13 protein-coding genes and 1 riboswitch are annotated in these 17,751 nt (G+C 62.9%); of the genes, 10 read left to right on the forward strand and 3 right to left on the reverse strand.

The features are described 5' to 3' along the window. The first annotated feature begins 36 nt into the window (after positions 1–36). The 5 genes from ACB037_RS06580 (at position 37) to mgtE (ending at position 7,308) form a co-directional block, all read left to right on the forward strand. Positions 37–1,134: a flagellar basal body P-ring protein FlgI gene (locus ACB037_RS06580; RefSeq protein WP_010675288.1), complete on the forward strand. Its 1,098-nt coding sequence runs from the start codon at positions 37–39 to the stop codon at positions 1,132–1,134. Between the two features lie 46 nt (positions 1,135–1,180). Continuing rightward, on the forward strand, positions 1,181–2,281 hold the full coding sequence (gene flgJ / locus ACB037_RS06585) for a flagellar assembly peptidoglycan hydrolase FlgJ (protein WP_069652528.1): 1,101 nt from the start codon (positions 1,181–1,183) through the stop codon (positions 2,279–2,281). A gap of 3 nt (positions 2,282–2,284) precedes the next feature. Continuing rightward, a complete protein-coding gene (gene flgK / locus ACB037_RS06590) occupies positions 2,285–4,282 on the forward strand; it encodes a flagellar hook-associated protein FlgK (protein WP_371175057.1) in 1,998 nt (665 codons plus the stop codon). 3 nt (positions 4,283–4,285) lie between these two features. After that, on the forward strand, positions 4,286–5,494 hold the full coding sequence (gene flgL / locus ACB037_RS06595; protein WP_010675285.1) for a flagellar hook-associated protein FlgL: 1,209 nt from the start codon (positions 4,286–4,288) through the stop codon (positions 5,492–5,494). 177 nt (positions 5,495–5,671) lie between these two features. Continuing rightward, a riboswitch (M-box (ykoK) riboswitch) is annotated at positions 5,672–5,841 on the forward strand. Between the two features lie 123 nt (positions 5,842–5,964). Continuing rightward, entirely contained in the window at positions 5,965–7,308 is a 1,344-nt protein-coding gene (gene mgtE / locus ACB037_RS06600; RefSeq protein WP_042017552.1) for a magnesium transporter, read from the forward strand. A 58-nt stretch (positions 7,309–7,366) separates the two neighbouring features. Here the strand turns inward: mgtE and ppx are convergent, their stop codons facing one another. The 3 genes from ppx to ACB037_RS06615 form a co-directional block, all read right to left on the reverse strand. Further along, positions 7,367–8,857 (reverse strand): exopolyphosphatase, encoded by a 1,491-nt coding sequence (ppx, locus tag ACB037_RS06605; protein WP_371175058.1) that lies wholly within the window; start codon positions 8,855–8,857, stop codon positions 7,367–7,369. Beyond that, the gene (ppk1, locus tag ACB037_RS06610) at positions 8,847–10,916 is read right to left on the reverse strand and encodes a polyphosphate kinase 1 (protein WP_039040240.1); all 2,070 of its coding nucleotides are present in this window, start codon (positions 10,914–10,916) and stop codon (positions 8,847–8,849) included. The genes ppx and ppk1 overlap by 11 nt, the downstream gene beginning before the upstream one ends. A 76-nt stretch (positions 10,917–10,992) precedes the next feature. Next, a complete protein-coding gene (locus tag ACB037_RS06615; RefSeq protein WP_010675281.1) occupies positions 10,993–11,505 on the reverse strand; it encodes a glycine cleavage system protein R in 513 nt (170 codons plus the stop codon). Positions 11,506–11,763: 258 nt separating this feature from the next. On the opposite strand from ACB037_RS06615, the gene ACB037_RS06620 reads away from it, so the two are divergent. From ACB037_RS06620 to ACB037_RS06640, 5 genes are all read left to right on the forward strand, one after another. Then, entirely contained in the window at positions 11,764–12,603 is an 840-nt protein-coding gene (locus ACB037_RS06620; RefSeq protein ID WP_371175059.1) for a DUF2726 domain-containing protein, read from the forward strand. Between the two features lie 239 nt (positions 12,604–12,842). Continuing rightward, positions 12,843–14,261 carry a sigma-54 dependent transcriptional regulator gene (locus ACB037_RS06625; RefSeq protein WP_041213159.1) on the forward strand — a complete coding sequence of 473 codons (1,419 nt, stop codon included), beginning with the start codon at positions 12,843–12,845 and terminating at the stop codon, positions 14,259–14,261. Between the two features lie 105 nt (positions 14,262–14,366). Next, positions 14,367–15,401: a PAS domain-containing sensor histidine kinase gene (locus ACB037_RS06630; protein ID WP_010675278.1), complete on the forward strand. Its 1,035-nt coding sequence runs from the start codon at positions 14,367–14,369 to the stop codon at positions 15,399–15,401. A 70-nt stretch (positions 15,402–15,471) separates the two neighbouring features. Further along, complete coding sequence (locus ACB037_RS06635; protein ID WP_041213158.1) at positions 15,472–16,806, forward strand: sigma-54 dependent transcriptional regulator; 1,335 nt, start codon at positions 15,472–15,474, stop codon at positions 16,804–16,806. Between the two features lie 107 nt (positions 16,807–16,913). Then, on the forward strand, positions 16,914–17,675 hold the full coding sequence (locus tag ACB037_RS06640) for a Nif3-like dinuclear metal center hexameric protein (RefSeq protein WP_139736375.1): 762 nt from the start codon (positions 16,914–16,916) through the stop codon (positions 17,673–17,675). Positions 17,676–17,751: the final 76 nt, after the last annotated feature.

Raw genomic sequence — 17,751 nt, forward strand, 5'->3', positions numbered from 1 at the left:
GGGCCCCGGATCAGGAAGGTTTTGTTAGGAGATGTCATGAACCGATTCCGTCTGCTTGCTCTGCTGTGCTGCCTGCTGCCCTTCGGGCTGGCGCACGCATCCCGCATCAAGGACCTCGCCTCGGTGGAAGGAGTGCGCAGCAACCAGCTGATCGGTTACGGTCTGGTGGTGGGCCTGCCCGGCACGGGGGAGAAGAACAACGCCTTCACCGAGCAGACCTTCAGGACCATGCTCAACAACTTCGGCATCAAGGTGCCTGACAACATCAAGCCCAAGATCAAGGACGTGGCGCCGGTGGCCATTCACGCGGATCTGCCCCCCTTCTCCAAGCCGGGCCAGACCATAGACGTCACCGTCTCCGCCATCGGCGAGGCGAAGAGCCTGCGTGGCGGCACCCTGCTCCAGACCTTCCTGAAAGGGCTGGATGGCCGCGTCTATGCGGTGGCCCAGGGCAGCCTGGTGGTCGGTGGCCTCGGGGCCGAAGGGGCGGACGGCTCCAAGGTGGTGGTGAACACGCCCACAGTGGGGCGCATCGCCAACGGGGCGACCGTGGAGCGGGAGGTTCCCAACTCCTTCAGCCAGGGCGACACCATCACCTTCAACCTGAACCGGCCGGACTTCACCACCGCCCGCCGTCTGGCGGACGTGGTCAACGATCTGGTGGGTCCGAACACCGCCCAGGCGATGGACGCCACCTCCATCAAGGTATTCGCGCCGCGGGATCCGGCCCAGCGGGTCTCCTACCTCTCCACCATCGAGAACCTGGAAGTGGACCCGGCGAGCGAGTCCGCCAAGATCATCGTGAATTCGCGCACCGGGACCATCGTCATCGGCAGCGAGGTCAAGCTGCGCCCGGCGGCCATCAGCCACGGTGGGCTGACGGTCACCATCGCCGAGAACCAGCAGGTCTCCCAACCCAATCCGCTCGCTGGCGGGCAGACGGCGGTCACCAACAACTCCACCATCAACGTGCAGCAGGATCCCGGTCGGATGTTCAAGCTTGATACCGGCGCGACCCTGGACGACCTGGTGCGGGCGGTGAACCAGGTGGGGGTCGCCCCCGGGGATCTGATGGCGATCCTGGAGGCGCTGCAGCAGGCGGGCGCGATCCAGGGCCAACTGGTCATTCTGTAATTTCGTGAGCGGCAAGCGGTTGCCACGGGCGGCAAAGAGGTAGGTTATGGCAGAGTTCGACACCCAGAGCGGTATCAATATTGGCATGGTGCAGGACGTCCAGAACCTGGACAAACTGCGCCAGATGAGCCTGAGCAAGGAGGGGAAGCAAGGGGCCCTGATGGCGGCCGCCCGCCAGTTCGAATCCATCTTCACCCAGACCCTGTTCAAGGGGATGCGCCAGGCCAACTCGGTGCTCACCGAGGGCAACCCGATGAACAGCAGCTACACCCAGTTCTATGAAGGGATGCTGGACGAGCAGCGGGTTGCCGACATGTCGAGCAAGGGGGGGCTGGGCATTGCCGAGATGGTGGCCAGGCAGCTCTCACCCGAGCAGACCTTCACCCATCAGGATGGCCGGGTACTCAAGCTGCCCCAGCGTACCGAGCGGGTCTACAAGCCCTATCAACCCCCCAGTGCCTCCAACGATCTGATTGCTGCCTCCAAAGTTGGCAAAGATTTTGCTGATAACGAAATGAAGGGTGAGCTGAATGGGGCCGAGCGTACGCTGGCCATGCCAAGACGCCCCCACCGCACCGTGCCGCCCATGGGCAGCAGCCAGAGGCCTTCGGCCCTGGATGGCAGCGCCAAGGTGTTTGACAGCCCGGAAGAGTTCGTCGACAGGCTGATGCCGCTGGCCAAGAAGGCGGCGGACAAGCTGGGGTTGAGCCCGGCGGTGCTGGTGGCCCAGGCCGCCCTTGAGAGTGGCTGGGGCAAGCGGGTGATCAAGGATGCAGACGGAAACGTGACGCACAACCTGTTCGGCATCAAGGCCGATCCGCGTTGGGAAGGCCCCAAGGCGGTGGTGAGCACCCTGGAATACGAGCAAGGGGTGGCCTCGCGCCAGAAGGCGGCGTTTCGCTCCTACGAGTCGTTCGAAGAGAGCTTCAACGACTACGTGGATTTCCTGACCTCTGGGAGTCGCTACAAGGGGGCGCTGGCCAAGGTGGACAGCCCGGACCGTTACTTCGAGGCGTTGCAGCAGGCCGGTTATGCCACCGATCCCCAGTACGCCAGGAAACTTAAACAAGTGTTGCGCAGTGATGCCATCGCCGGTTACTCGACGCCCGGCAACATTGCAGACAGGAACACAGAGATGGAGCTGTAAGCTATGGCAAGCGATCTGCTTGGAATTGGGACCTCGGGTGTGTTGGCCCAGCAGCGACTGCTGCAGACCACCAGCAACAACATAGTGAACGTCAATAGCCAGGGCTATGTACGTGAACGCACCCTGATCTACACCAATTCCGTCGGATTGGGGACGGGCGACATGGTGAGCGAGCGCATCATCAACGCCTATGCCCAGGCCGAGGTGCGCCGGGATACGTCCGCCTATCAGGCGGCCAACACCCGCTACGATCAACTGTTCCGGCTCGACAGCCTGCTCGGTGATGCCAGCAACAGCGTGGGGACCACCATCACCTCCTACTTCAAGGCTTTCCACACCGCCAACGAGTCACCGTCCGAGATCGGGGGGCGCAAGACGACCCTGAGTGAACTGAGCGGCATGGTGGACAGATTCCATACCCTCTCCGCCCAGCTCGACAAGCAGTCCGATACCATCAACGCCACCATAGGGGACGAGACGGACAGGGTGAACAGCCTGCTGAACAGCATCAACGATCTGAACCAGGCCATTGTCCGCACCCAGGGCTCCCCTGAAGAGAACCTGATGCTGTTCGATCAGCGGGATGAGGCCATTCGCCAGCTCTCCGAGAAGATGGAGATCCGCACCGTGACCCAGCCCAATGGCAGCATGCTGGTCAACATGAGCACAGGGCACTCCCTGGTGCTCGATGGCGGCGTGGCCCAGTTCAAGGTGGTGCCGGGGGACCCGGATTCCCGTGAGCCTTCCTTGCAGCTGACCCTGGGCAAGAACCAGGCCAGCATCAACGACAAGGATATTGGCGGTGCCATCGGTGGCCTCTTCACCGCGCGCCGGGATCTGGAGCCCGCCAAGCGGGAGCTGGGGCAGCTGGCCGTCGCCCTGGGGGATGCCATGAACCAGCAGAACCGGCTGGGGATGGATCTCGACAACGAGCTTGGGGGGGATCTCTTCACCCTCAAGGGAAGCCAGGGGCTGCCCTACGCCAGCAACCAGGGTAACGGGGCGGCCAGCGTCAACTTCGTCCCCGGCAAGGGGAGCGAGGTCACCACCTTCGACTACGAGGTGCGGTTCAACAGCGCCACCGGTTACGAGGTGTTCGCCATCGACGGCAGCGGGCAGCGTACCTCGCTCGCCACGGGGACCACGCCGCCAGCCACCTTCGAGGTGGCGGGGCACGGCATCGAAATCGATCTCTCCGGCACTCCGGTCGCGGGTGACAAGATCTTGTTGCAACCCACCCGGAATGCGGCTGCCAACCTGGAGCAGGCGATCACCCGTCCCGAGGATATCGCGCTGGCATCCCCCCTGAAGGCGGACAAGGGATCCCAGAACCTGGGCTCGGGCGAGATAACGCTGGGCGGTGTCTACAACACCGGCACGGGCTCGGGTTTTGGCACCAACACTCTGGACCCGAGTGCACCCCAAGTCATCAAGATCGACGGCAGCGGCAACTACGAGGTCTATGACAAGAACAATAACCTGCTGGGTGTCGCCCCCGCCTCCAGCAAGGGAAAGAACCTGATGGCCGCCCTCGAGAGCCCCCTGGGGGGGCCCAAGGTCTACGCCGATCCGACCCAGAGCCCGGGCTATGAGTTCAGCATCACCGGCAAGGTGGAGGCCAGCGACAGCTTCACGCTCAGCTACAACAAGGACGGCTTTGCGGACAACGCCAACGGCCTGGCGCTGGCGGAGCTGCAGAACAAGGATCTGGTGCGCAAGAACAACAACGCCGCCACCAGCAACGACAAGATGACCTTCAACGATGCCTACTCGGGTCTGGTGAGCGGCATTGGCAACAAGACCAGCCAGGCCAAGACCCTGCTGCAGGCCAACGAGGCGAAGCTGACCCAGAGTACCGCCATCTTCGAGAGTGTCTCCGGCGTCAATCTGGAGGAGGAGGCGGCCAACCTTATCCGCTTCCAGCAGTCCTATGCGGCCTCGGCCCAGATAGTGAACACCGCCAAGACCATCTTCGACACCCTGCTCTCCTCCGTGAGGTAAGTCATGCGCATCACCACCAACATGATCTATGACCGCAACCTTGCCTCCATGAGCAAGGTGAGCGAGCGCCAGAACACCGCCTACAACCAGTTGATGACGGGGGATAAATTCTCCCGTTCCGGGGAGGACCCGGCCGGCATGAGCCAGAAGATGGCGCTGACCAAGGAGATCGATCTCTTCAAGCAGTACGGCGTCAACGGCAGCCTGCTGGAGAACAGCCTGGGCCACGAGGAGACGGTGCTGACCTCCCTCAACAACGCCATGCTGAGTGCCCAGACCCTGATCCAGAAGGCGAACAACTCCGCCATGGGCTCCGAGGAGCGCAACGCCATCGCGAGCGAACTCGAGGGGCTGCAAAAGCAGATGTTCGACCTGATGAACAGCAAGAACTCCCAGGGGGAGTACATCTTCGGCGGCAATCAGAGCAAGACCCAGCCCTTCGTCAAGGATGCCAGCGGCAACTATGTGTTCCAGGGGGACACGGGGCAGCGCAACATCCAGGTCTCTCCCACGGTGCAGATCCCGGCCAACGACTCCGGTTTCGATCTGTTCGAGATGGTGGCGACCCGGCGCACCGCCAGCGCCGCCAGTGGTAACATCCAGGTGTCGGTGGCGGATCAGGGGAACTTCGAGAGCTTCTATCGCAACAACTATGATGCTTCCCTGCCGAGCAACCAGTATGCGGTCAGCACCCTGGCCGGGCCGCCGGACACCTACGAGATCCGTGACAGCGGTGGCACCCTGCTGCAAAGCGGCGACTATGTGGCGGGCAACAAGATCCCCTTCAACGGCCTGGCGCTCACCCTCGACCTCCCTGCGGGGTCGGCGACCCAGAACTTCGTGCTGGATACCCCGAAAAACGACAACATCCTCAATGGCATGTCCGATTTCATCTCCGCCATGCGCGATCCGACCCTGTCCGAGAGCGATTTCCAGCTGGCGGTCTCCGATGCCACCACCCACATGAGCAACGCCAGAACCAAGATAGACCGGGGACTGGGGGAGCTGGGGGGAAGGATGAACAGCCTGGAGCAGGTGATGAGCTCCAACGACGGACTCAGCACCCTGAACCAGCAGGCGCGGGCCAAGGTGTCCGAGGCGGACATGTACGAGGTGATCGCGGCCCTCTCCAAGGAGGATGCAGCCATGAGCGCCTCCCAGCTCGCCTTCAGCAAGATAAGCAAGCTGACCCTCTTCGACTATATCCGCTGACGTTCATCCGTTGACCGCAGGCTCCCCCGTGCCACGCACGGGGGAGCCTCGTTTCATGAAGAGCCCGTCGTCCGGCCAATTTGTAACAACCCGTTGCCAGGTGCCCGTTTGCCTTGACTCGACCTGCGCCTGGGCAGATGATGCCGCCCGCACGGTAGCGCCGTGCAATCAATGTTCGCAGCATCTCGTTAGGCGAGGCTCCTGCATAAACACAGGCCACTGATCTCACGACGTCCAGAGACGCCCAAGATCAGGACAGTTTTCATCGGATTAAGGTGTCAACCCAAGTGGCTTCCGGCATGCCGGATACGTTATGCAGTGCTAAAGCTGGTACGTGGGGATGAAAACACGCCGGACGGCGTCATTTCCTGCCTGTTACTCGTCAATCAAATTGCTGTTTTCTTGCCGTTGCATCCGGCCAGGTGCCGGAGGCGTTCAGGTTCGCCTGAAATCACATGAGGACATCTGTGATGAAGAAAACACACACCCTGCTCAATCGTCATCAACTGCTCGACCCGGTCGCCCTGCGCAACTGGCTGGCTCACAACCTGGATCCGGTGGCCCGTGCCGATCAGCTTCTGACCCTGCGCCCGGAAGAGCTCAACTGCATCTTCGATACCCTCTCCATGCCGGAAGGGGCGTCCTTGCTCGCCTCCCTCCCGGCGGAGTGTGCCGGCCATCTGCTGCTCAGGCTGCATGGCAGCATCGTGGGAATACTGCAGGGCACCCTGGCCCGTCGTGACCTGCTGGCCATCCTGCGCAGGCTCGACGAGCACGATCGCAAGACCCTGCTCGCCCGGCTGCCAGACCCCGCCCGTAAAGCCTTCCAGTCACTGCTGGCCTGGCCGAACGAGTCGGTGGGGGCCAACATGCGCCACGAATACCTGGCAGTGGAGGCCGATGCGACGGTGGAAAGCGCCAAGCAGCTGATCCACGGGGCCTGGGATCAGGCCAGGCTGTTCGGTCATCTCTATGTGGTTGACGGCGAGCAGCGCCTGCTTGGCAGCGTCTCCCTCAAGTCGCTGCTGATCGCCGATCCTCTGCTGCCGGTAGGGGAGCTGATGGAGGGGGAGGCAGTGCGCATCAACGCCCGGGCGGATCAGGAGCTGGCGGCCCGCCTGCTCATTGACCGCGACCTCTCGCTCCTGCCGGTGGAAGATCAGGGTCGTCTGGTGGGGGTCTTCCACGTGGATGATGCCGCCGACATTCTGGAGCTGGAGTCCACTGAGGATGCGGAGCTGCAAGGGGGCTCCTCACCGCTGGATACCCCCTATCTGCAGGCCACCCCCTGGCAGTTGTGGCGCAAGCGGGTGGGCTGGCTGCTGATCCTGTTCGTGGCGGAAGCCTACACAGGCACCGTGCTGCGGGCCTTTGAAGAGCAGCTGGAGGCAGCCATCGCCCTGGCCTTCTTCATTCCGCTCCTCATCGGTACCGGTGGCAACAGCGGTACCCAGATCACCACCACCATAGTGCGTGCCATGGCGGTGGGGGAGGTGAGCCTGAAAAACCTCGGCACCGTGCTGAAAAAGGAGATCTCCACCGGTCTGCTCATCTCGGCCGCCATCGCACTGGCGGCCTGGGTGCGGGCCTGGAGCCTGGGGGTGGGGCCCGAGATCGGCATGGTGGTGACCCTGACCATCGTCGCCATCGTGCTCTGGAGCGCCACCGTCGCCTCGGTGATCCCCATGGTGCTGCGTCGCTTTCGCATCGACCCGGCGGTGGTCTCCGCCCCCTTCATCGCCACCCTGGTGGACGGTACCGGCCTCATCATCTACTTCGAGATAGCCAAGCTGATCCTGCCGGATCTGCAGTAGGAAAGGACAAGAGACAAAAAAGGCAGCCATCGGCTGCCTTTTTGCACAGAGGGGCGGATCACCCGAGCTGGAACAGCAGGGGCCAGCCCTGCTCGTGGCAGTAGCGGTGCTCCTTTTCCAGGTTCTGCATCAGCAACTTGTTCTCGTCGCACCAGTCCAGGGGCAGGGTGACCACCAGCTGATCCCCGGCGGCCTGCACGTTCCACTCGGGCAGCAGGTTGTCCTGACGCCTGTGGTGGGCCGCCACCGCGAGGCGCAGGATGCGGATGCAGCGCAGCACCGTCTGCTCGTCGTGGTTGGGCAGGGCGGGCAGCTCGGAGAGCTTGAGCCCCTTGCGGTGAAAGCGCACCAGGGCCGCCAGCAGGGCCTGATCGTCCTGGTTGAAGCCGGGCAGGTCGGTGTTTTGCAAGATGTAGGCGGAGTGTTTGTGGATGCCGCTGTAGTTGATGGCAAGGCCGATCTCGTGCAGCCGCGCCGCCCAGCCGAGGATGGCGCGATAGGGCTCTTCCGGCATCTCCCAGGGGCCGCTCAGGACGTCGAACAGGGAGAGGACGCTGCTCTCTACCCGGGTGGCCTGGCGCTTGTCGATGCGATAGTGGGTGCTGAGCGCAAGCGCGGTACGTTCGCGAATGTCGTGATGCTGCAGGCGCTCCTCGAACTCGTAGAGCAACCCTTCGCGCAGGGCGCCGTCGGAGTACTCCATCCGCTCGATGGGCAGGGAGGTGAAGAGCCCGAGCAGGATGGCCACCGCGGCGGCGAACACCCCCTGACGCTCCTCGGTGAGGCCCGCCAGTTTGAGCTGATCGACCCGCTTGTGCTTGAGCATCTCTTCCTTCAGCCGCTCCAGTCCCGCCAGGGTGATGGCACCATCGGTCCACTCTTCCCCCTGCAGCACGTCGCGCACGGTGCGGATGGAGCCCGAGCTGCCGAGGCAGCTCTGCCAGCCCAGCTTGCGGTACTGGTTGATGATGGGGGCGAGCTGGTGCTGGGCTTCCAACACGGCGGCGTTGAAGGCCTTCTCGCCGAGCTTGCCGTTGCCAAAGAAGCTCTGGGTGAAGCTCACGCAGCCCATCTTGCGGCTGGTGAGCGCCTTGTGCTCAAACCCTTCGCCAATGATGAGCTCGGTGCTGCCGCCGCCGATGTCCACCACCAGCACCTGGCCCTCGATGTGCTGGGTATGAGCGACCCCTTGATAGATGAGGCGGGCCTCTTCCTGGCCGCTGATGATCTCGATGGGGTGGTTGAGCACCTTGGCCGCCTCGTGCACGAAGTCGCGGGCGTTGCTGGCGCGGCGCAATGTGTAGGTGCCGGCGATGCGGATCTGATCCGGCTTGATGTTGGTGAGCCGCTCGGCGAACAGGGCGAGGCAGTCCAGCCCGCGCGCCATGGCCTCCGGGGACATGCGGCGCTGCTCATCCATCCCTTCGGCGAGGCGCACTCGCTCCTTGATGCGATCGATGATCTGCATCCGCCCCTCGGTGAGTCGGGCAATGACCATGTGGAAGCTGTTCGAGCCCAGATCGACAGCGGCGTACAGACTATTGTCCATGGTTTGACTCTATGCGTTTGAGGTAGTCGTAAATCGCCACCTGGGAACGGACCTTGCGGCGGTTGCCCCGCTTCACGTACTCGTTCTTCTGGTCGGCATCGATCACCCGCGCCTTGCAGGTATCACTCAGTTGTAGCTCGAGAATGTCGAGGATGCGCTGCTTGAGCCGCTCGTCATAGATGGGGGTGCCCACCTCGATGCGACCGTCGATGTTGCGGCTCATCCAGTCGGCACTGGAGATATAGAGCTGGGGATTGCCCTTGTTGTGGAACACCATCACCCGGGGATGTTCGAGGAAACGGTCGATGATGCTGATGACCCGGATGTTGTCGCTCAGACCCGGCACCCCCGGGCGCAGGGCGCACATGCCCCGGATGATCATCTGGATGGGCACCCCGGCCTGGCCGGCGGCATAGAGCCGGTTGATGAGGTCTCTGTCCACCAGGTTGTTGATCTTGAGGGTGATACCGCTGGGTTGCCCCGCCTTGGCGTTGGTCAGCTCGTTGTCGATGAGGCGATAGAGCTGGCGGCGGCTGTTGATGGGGGAGACCAGCAGGTGGTTGAACTTGTAGCGCCGGTACGGGTACTCGATGTACTCGAACACGCTCTCCACCTCGGCGGTGATGTCCGGATGGCGGGTCAGCAGGGAGAAGTCGGTGTAGATCTTGGCGGTCTTCTCGTTGAAGTTGCCGGTCCCGATGTGGGCGTAGCGCACCGCCTCGCCGTTCTCGTGGCGGGTGATGAGGCAGAGCTTGGAGTGGATCTTGAGGCTGGGCACCCCGAACACGACCTTGACGCCTGCGTCGGTCAGGATATTGGCCCAGTCGATGTTGGCCGCCTCGTCGAAGCGGGCGCGTAGCTCCACCACCACGGTCACCTTCTTGCCGTTGTTGGCGGCGTCGATGAGGGAGTGGATGATCCGCGACTTCTTGGCCACCCGGTAAATGTTGATGCGAATGGCGCTGACCGCCGGGTCGAAGGCCGCCTGGCGCACCAGCTCGGTGAAGTGGTGGAACTTGTGGTACGGGTAGTAGAGCAGGATGTCCTGCTTGGCGATGGCGTCGAAGGCGTTGACGAAGCCATCAAAGTCGCGGCAGTCCAGGGCTGGCAGCTTGGGGTTTTCCAGATAATCCCGGCCCACATTGGGGAAGCCGATGAAATCCTTGAAGTTGTGATAGCGCCCACCGGGCATGATGGCGTCGTAGGAGCTGATCTGCAGCTTGAGCTTCAAGAAGCTTATCATGGCCGCCGGCATCTCCCGCTCGTAGACGAAGCGCACCGGCATGGCGGTGAGGCGCTGTTTCAAGCCGTCACTCATCTTGTCCACCAGGCTGAGGTCCAGCTGGTCGGAGAGGTCATATTCGGCATCCCGGGTCAGCTTGACCGCGTAGGCGGCAATCTCGTCGTAGTCGAAGAAGCCCTTGAAGATCTCGTCCAGACAGAAGCGGATAACGTTGTCCAGGATGATGATCTGCTTCTTGCGACGGGTGCCCTCCGGCGGTAGCTGGAAGAAGCGGGGCAGATCGTCGGTGGGTACTTCCACCAGGGCGTACTGGATCACCTGGCCGTTCTTCTTCATCTCGATGGCGAGATAGGTGTGCTCGTCTTTCAGGAACTTGACCGGGTTGACCTCCTTGTTGAGGAGGATGGGAATGATGTGGCGCAGCACCTTTTCCCGGAAGAAGATCCGCAGCCACTGCTGGATGGACTCGGAGAGCTGGCTTTCGTTCACCAGGAAGATGTTGTGGCGGGCCAGCGCGATCAGCAGCTCCTTGTAGGTGTTGTCGAATGCCTCGCCGAGCGCCATCACCTTCTGCTGGATGGCGCGCAGCAGCACCTTGGCCTCGTCGTCGCCGCCGTGGACTTCGTTGATGAGGATGCGGCGCTTGACGTCCGACACCCGTACCTTGAAGAACTCGTCCTGATTGGAGGAGAAAATCCCGAGGAAGCGGACCCGCTCGATGAGGGGTACCGTCTTGTCCATCGCCTCTTGCAACACCCGTTCATTGAATGAGAGCCAGCTAAGCTCTTTCTCTTCATACTGCTTGTCGGTGCTCATTTGGTGCCTCTTTGCTCTGGTTGCGTCTGCGCGGAAGTTATGGCGTCAAACCATGACAAATTTATGACAGGCGACACTATTCGCTCAGATCCTGATCGATGTCGACGACGAGGTCGTCGGAGAGGGACTCCAGAGCCGTGACGAGATCGTCCAGTTCGAGCTGCGGCGGCAGGGCCACCAGGGCGTGGGCATAGAAGAGGGGGGCGCCTGAGTGGGGCGCAGGTTCGCAACCTGTGGTGAGGTCGGCGACGTTGATGTTGAGCTGTCGCAGGATGCTGGCCACTTCGTGGACGATGCCCGGTCTGTCGTTGCCGGTGACGCTCAGCATCACCTGATGGGCCGGTTGCGGGCTCAGCTGCCCTTCGGCGAAGCTCACGGTGAGGCCAGGCAGCATCACCAGAGCCTCGCATAGGCTGCGGTAATGCTCGTCAGGCACGGCGACGTGCAAAATGCCGGCAAATTGCCCCGCCAGCTCGCTCATGGAGCTGGCCAGCCAGTTGCCCTGCTGCCGGGTGATGGTATCGGCCAGGCTCTCGACGATCCCGGGTTTGTCTGCGCCGATCACGGTGACGACCAATTGCTTTTGCATCCTGCTCTCCTTGAATGGGGCTGCGTGGGGTCCGTTGACACCTGGCGGCGACGGGGTGCGCGCCAGAACGTCCATGGGCTCTAGCATTGTGCCTGCTGTGACAGGCCATATGAAGCCCGCCTTGCGCAAATTCAGTGAAAAAACGCGAATGCCGGGACGGGCTTGATTTCTGCGCTGCCTGAGTCGCTTTCCCCGTGGTAGAGTGTGCCCCTTCCTCTGGTGTGAACTGAATTTGTCTTGTAAACGGGATGTGCGTGTATGAATAGCCTTGTCGTATCGGGAGCCGTGTTGCTGGGGTTGCTCCTGCTGGTGATCGTCTGGCGCAGGGAGAAAGGGGGCAAGGCCGAGCCCTATGATCTGCAGGAAACCTTGATGAGCCCAGCCGAGCGCACCTTCTTCGGGGTGCTGGACCAGGCGGTGGGGGACAAGGCCCGCGTCTTTGCCAAGGTACGAGCCTCCTATGTGCTGACGCCCGAGGCGCACCTTGGCAAGGGCAAGCGCCAGCAGGCGCTCGGTAAGATAGGGGAGAAGCACTTCGATTTTCTGCTCTGCCACCCGGCGGATCTCTCTTTCCTGTGTGCCGTGGAGCTGGATGACGAGGGGCACCGCCACCAGAAGCGCAAGGCGCGGGATCTCTTCCTGAAGGCGGCCTGCGATGGCGCCGGTCTGCCGCTGTTGCAGATCCCGGCCAGCAGCCACTATCAGGTCGACGAGTTGCGGGAGCAACTGCTGCCCCTGCTGGCGAGAACGACGGCGCCGGTGGATGACCTGCTGCCCGGCGAGCGCCGCGAACCGACCTTCAGCCCGCTGCTGCTCGATGGTGTCGATCTGGGCACGTCACACCCGGGGGCTGCCAAGGAGCCACAGGTGCCGCCCCCCCAGGCCGAAGAGGCAATGCCCGTGTTGATGGAGGAGAATCCCTTCCTCGATCCGGATGAGGAGGAGCCCCGGGAGACGATCCCCCATTGCCCCCGCTGTGCCGCGCCCCTGGTGGCACGGGAAGCACGAAAGGGTCCCCACGCCGGTCGCCTGTTCCTCGCCTGCAGCCGGTTTCCCGAGTGCCGCTATGCCGCTCCCCAGGAGAGCGTGAAACACTGATCCCTCCTCTGACGCCGCACCCTGTCGGCGTCATTCTTTCCCCTTCGCTGGTTTTCATCCGATACTCAATCTGGCTGGAAGCGTGATCCCCGTCCCGCCAGGGTCCGGGAGGATGCGACAAGTTTTGACAATCCGCCAGAATTTTGGCACTTTGTCCCCCTTATGACACAGTGCGAAATTGGTTTTAATAAGCACTTAAAAAACAATAACTTGGCGTCAGGTGTGAAAATATGGATAGGATGGCTATGGGTGTGCTGCTTGTTGATGCCGATGATGTGCGGCGCCAGCAACTGGGGACTGTGCTCTCCTTCATGGGGATCCCCTGGCAGGAGGTGGTGGAGAGCGATCTCGATGTGGCCATCGAGACTGCCGGGCCCCTGCAGGGAATTCTGGCCGGGGAACTGCGCGAGCGCGCCCTGAGTGAGCTGCTTGCCGCCCATCCTCGTCTGCCCTTTCTCTCCCTGATGCCAGCGAGCCATGGTTGCAGCAACTTCATCGGGGTGGCCGAGGCCCCCTTTACCTATGAGTCCCTCACCCGTCATCTGCACTTCTGCCAGGCCTTCATCTCCCTGCATCCCCGTCATCAGACCCACGACAAGGGTCAGACCCTGCTGCGCCTGCTGGTGGGCAAGGGGAGGGGCATCCAGGAGGTGCGCCGTCTCATCGGCCAGGTGGCCGAGACCGACGCCAACGTACTGATCCTCGGTGAGTCCGGAACCGGCAAGGAGGTGGTGGCTCGCGCCATCCACGAGTTGTCCGCCCGAAGCGCGGGTCCCTTCGTGCCCATCAACTGCGGCGCCATTCCGGCGGAACTGCTCGAGAGCGAGCTGTTCGGTCACGAGAAGGGGGCCTTCACCGGTGCCATTGCGGCCCGGCGCGGCCGCTTCGAACTGGCCCAGGGGGGCACCCTCTTCCTCGACGAAATCGGCGACATGCCGCTGCCGATGCAGGTCAAGTTGCTGCGGGTGCTGCAGGAGCGCCAGTTCGACCGGGTCGGGGGCGGCAAGGCCGTCCAGGCCGATGTGAGGGTGATCGCGGCGACCCACCGGGATCTGGAAGCCATGATCCGCACCCAGGCATTTCGCGAAGATCTCTACTACCGCCTCAATGTGTTTCCCATCGAGACACCCCCCCTGCGGGATCGGGCCGACGACATCCCGCTGCTGCTGCAGGAGCTGCTCAATCGCCATGCCGAACAGCACAAGGGGATCATCCGTCTGACCCAGCGCGCCATGGAGTCCCTGATGCAGTACGCCTGGCCCGGCAACGTGCGCGAGCTGTCCAACCTCATCGAGCGCCTGCTCATCCTCTATCCGAACCAGATCGTCGATGTGGCGGATCTGCCCGGCCGCTATCGCCTGCTGCCCTGCGAGCCACGAGATGAGCGGCTCACCGAGATGGACGAGCGGGACGCCCTGGCTGCCGTGTTCCAGTCCCCACCAGAGCTGGATCCCGGCATCGCCATGCCCCTGCCCATGCAGTTGCCCCAGGAGGGGGTCAACCTCAAGGAGATGCTGGCCGACCTCGAGGTGGAGCTGATCCGCCAGGCCCTGGAGTCCCAGGACGGGGTGGTGGCCCGCGCCGCCGACCTGCTCAGCATGCGCCGCACCACCCTGGTGGAGAAGATGAAGAAGTACGGCATGAGCAAGGACAATTGAGGTCAATGCTTTGACGCATTGAGCCAATACATTGATAAATAACGCCTATTTTGCTGGCATGGAAATTGAATAAGCTGACTCAATCGCCAGTTTGAGGTCAGCTTTATGACAATCTTGCAGCAGGATGCCCCCCTCCAGTCACATGAAGTGAGTCAGCTTTACGCCATCTTCACGGCGCTGCCGACCGGCGTGCTGCTGCTCGATGGCGAGGGGCTGATCACCCGCGCAAACCCTGCAGCCCTGGCGCTGCTGGGAGAGCCACTGGAAGGCCTTTCCTGGCGCCAGATCATCGCCCGCTGCTTCGAACCCCGTGAGGATGACGGTCACGAGATCTCCTTGCGCGACGGCCGCCGGGTCCAGCTGTCGACCCAGCCGCTGCCGGATCAGCCCGGCCAACTGGTGTTCATTACCGACTTGACCGAGACCCGCCAGTTGCAGGACAGGGTCAACCACATGAAGCGCCTCTCCGCCCTTGGCAACATGGCGGCTTCTCTGGCGCACCAGATCCGCACCCCGCTCTCCGCCGCCATGCTCTATGCGGCCAACCTGGCCAACCGCACCCTCAAGCCTGAATCCCGCAGCCAGTTCCAGCAAAAATTGATGGCGCGTCTGCAGGATCTCGAGAAGCAGATCAACGACATCCTGCTGTTTGCCCGCAATGGCGACAACCAGGTGGTGGCGCCCCTCTCGGTGCAGGGCTTGCTGGCGGAAGTGCAGGCGGGGGCCGAAGCCTTCTGCCAGCAGCAGGGGTGCGCCTTGCATCTGGAGGCCCCTGAGCCCGATCTCTGTCTGCTTGCCAACAGCAGTGCCCTGGCGGGGGCCATCAACAACCTCATCGCCAATGCCCGGCAGGCCGGCGCCGATTCGCTCCTGGTGAGCGCTGTGCGCAGCGGCAACCGGGTGGAGATGCGGGTCATCGACAACGGCAAGGGGATGGCCCCCTCCCTGCTCAACCAGATCTTCGAACCCTTCTTTACCACCCGATCTCAGGGCACGGGCCTCGGTCTTGCGGTGGTGCAGTCGGTGGTACGAGCCCATCAGGGGGAGGTAAGCGTGGCCTCGGTCCCTGGCGAGGGCACCTGTTTTACCCTGTCCTTCCCCCTGCATCAGCAACAGGTTCAGTTGGGGGGCGTGGCATGAGGCGCGCAAAAGCCGGAGCGCCGGTGAAGATGATTCTCGACAAGGCCATGTTGGTTGTAGGAGGTGTGGCATGACCCAGGCTCGCATTCTGGTAGTGGAAGATGACAACGGCCTGCGCGAGGCGCTGGTGGATACCCTGCTGCTCGGTGGCTATGAGTGCCGCGAGGTGGACAGCGGCGAGCGGGCACTACTTGCCCTGTCCCGTCAGCGCTTTGACATGGTGATCTCCGACATCCAGATGGGGGGCATGGATGGTCTGACCCTGCTCGCCAACATCCGCCAGCAATATCCCCAGGTGCCTGTGCTCCTGATGACTGCCTACGCCAACATCGACGGGGCGGTGCGCGCCATGCGCGAGGGGGCGATCGACTATCTGGCCAAGCCCTTCTCCCCCGAGGTGCTGCTCAACCAGGTCAGCCGTTATGTGCCGGCCCAGAAGGTGGAGAAGCGTGCCGTGGTGTACGGGGACCCCAGGACTGCGGAGCTGTTCCAGCTGGCGACCCGGGTGGCCAGAAGCGAAGCCACCGTCATGGTGACCGGACCGAGCGGGACGGGCAAGGAGGTGTTGGCTCGCTACATTCACGACCACTCCAGCCGGGCAGAGCAGGCCTTCGTCGCCATCAACTGCGCCGCCATTCCGGAGAACATGCTGGAGGCGACTCTGTTTGGCTACGAGAAGGGCGCCTTCACCGGTGCGGTGCAGGGGTGCCCTGGCAAGTTCGAGCAGGCTCAGGGAGGAACCCTGCTGCTCGACGAGATCACCGAGATGGATCTGGGGCTGCAGGCCAAGCTGCTGCGGGTCTTGCAGGAGAAAGAGGTGGAGCGGCTCGGCAGCCGCAAGATGATCCCCCTCGATGTGCGGGTCATTGCCACCAGCAACCGGGATCTGAAAAAAGCGGTGCAGGACGGGTTGTTCCGCGAGGATCTCTACTACCGCCTCAACGTCTTCCCCCTGCGCTGGACGGCGCTCTGGGAGCGCCCGGGGGACATTCTTCCCCTGGCGGAGCATCTGCTGGCGCTGCATGCCAGCCAGATGGGGCTGCCGACGCCGCAGCTCGCAGAGGACGCCCGAGAGCGTCTGATGGTTCACCCCTGGCCCGGCAACGTGCGCGAGCTCGACAACGTGGTTCAGCGCGCCCTGATCCTCTGTCCAGACGGCCTCATCGACTGTGAGCACCTGATCCTGGAGGAGACGGACGAGACCCTGGTGCGCCCGCTCGAGCGGCTGTCAGGGGAGGGGCTTGGTGGCGAACTCAAGCAGCAGGAGCACCAGATCATTCTGGACACCCTGCAGGAGTGCAACGGCAGTCGCAAAGCGGTGGCCGACAAGCTCGGCATCAGCCCGCGCACCCTGCGCTACAAGCTGGCCCAGATGCGTGACGCCGGCATCGAGTTGCCCGCCTAGGCCTGACAGGCGCATGGCCTTGCCGGTCCGGCTCGATTATCATGGGCCCTGACGATCGGAATCCGGCTCCCCGCACAGTACGTGGGGAGCCCAGCTAGGAGACCCCCATGATCTCTCATCGTAAACTGGAAAGCCTGCTCAACCACCTGCTCGAACCCCATGCCATCAAGGATTACTGCCCCAACGGCCTGCAGGTGGAGGGGCGCGAGCGCATTCGCAAGGTGGTGACCGGCGTCACCGCCAGCCAGGCCCTCATCGATGCCGCCGTGGCCGCTGATGCTGACGCCATCCTGGTCCATCACGGCTACTTCTGGAGCGGCGAGCCGGCCCAGATCACCGGCATGAAGCAGCGTCGTCTCAAGACCCTCTTGACCCACGACATCAACCTGTTTGCCTACCACCTGCCGCTGGACGTGCACCCCGAGGTGGGGAACAACGCCCAGCTTGCCAGGCTGCTTGGTATCAAGGTGCGTCGCGGGCTCGAACCCTGGAACAGCAAGAGCGTCGCCATGGTGGGCAAGCTGGAGGAGCCCATGAGCGGCAGCGATTTTGCCAAGCTGATTGCCGAGCGTCTCGGTCGCGAGCCGCTTCATTGTGGTGACAGTGGTCCCGAGCTTATCCGCTCCGTGGCCTGGTGCACCGGCGGTGGTCAGAGCTACATCAGCCAGGCGGCGGAGCAGGGCATCGATGCCTTCATCTCCGGCGAAGCCTCCGAGCAGACCATCCACACCGCCCGCGAGATGGGCATGCACTTCTACGCCGCAGGCCACCACGCCACCGAACGTTACGGCGTAAAGGCGCTGGGAGAGTGGCTCGCCACCGTACACGGGTTGGAGGTGAACTTTATCGATATCGACAATCCGGTGTAGGGCCGATTAGCCGCGCAGCAGCGTCATCGGACGTGATGACAACCATTGCGCTGGCCGATAGAAATGACAAGGGAGG

Source organism: Aeromonas sp. S19(2024) (assembly GCF_041402625.1).
GTDB lineage: Bacteria > Pseudomonadota > Gammaproteobacteria > Enterobacterales > Aeromonadaceae > Aeromonas > Aeromonas caviae.

Coding starts and splice junctions, on each gene's coding strand:
- ACB037_RS06630 (WP_010675278.1), top strand. CDS start 14,367: ATGACAATCTTGCAGCAGGATGCCCCCCTCCAGTCACATGAAGTGAGT.
- ppk1 (WP_039040240.1), bottom strand. CDS start 10,916: ATGAGCACCGACAAGCAGTATGAAGAGAAAGAGCTTAGCTGGCTCTCA.
- ACB037_RS06640 (WP_139736375.1), top strand. CDS start 16,914: ATGATCTCTCATCGTAAACTGGAAAGCCTGCTCAACCACCTGCTCGAA.
- ACB037_RS06580 (WP_010675288.1), top strand. CDS start 37: ATGAACCGATTCCGTCTGCTTGCTCTGCTGTGCTGCCTGCTGCCCTTC.
- ACB037_RS06625 (WP_041213159.1), top strand. CDS start 12,843: ATGGCTATGGGTGTGCTGCTTGTTGATGCCGATGATGTGCGGCGCCAG.
- ACB037_RS06615 (WP_010675281.1), bottom strand. CDS start 11,505: ATGCAAAAGCAATTGGTCGTCACCGTGATCGGCGCAGACAAACCCGGG.
- flgK (WP_371175057.1), top strand. CDS start 2,285: ATGGCAAGCGATCTGCTTGGAATTGGGACCTCGGGTGTGTTGGCCCAG.
- ppx (WP_371175058.1), bottom strand. CDS start 8,857: ATGGACAATAGTCTGTACGCCGCTGTCGATCTGGGCTCGAACAGCTTC.
- mgtE (WP_042017552.1), top strand. CDS start 5,965: ATGAAGAAAACACACACCCTGCTCAATCGTCATCAACTGCTCGACCCG.
- ACB037_RS06620 (WP_371175059.1), top strand. CDS start 11,764: ATGAATAGCCTTGTCGTATCGGGAGCCGTGTTGCTGGGGTTGCTCCTG.
- flgL (WP_010675285.1), top strand. CDS start 4,286: ATGCGCATCACCACCAACATGATCTATGACCGCAACCTTGCCTCCATG.
- ACB037_RS06635 (WP_041213158.1), top strand. CDS start 15,472: ATGACCCAGGCTCGCATTCTGGTAGTGGAAGATGACAACGGCCTGCGC.
- flgJ (WP_069652528.1), top strand. CDS start 1,181: ATGGCAGAGTTCGACACCCAGAGCGGTATCAATATTGGCATGGTGCAG.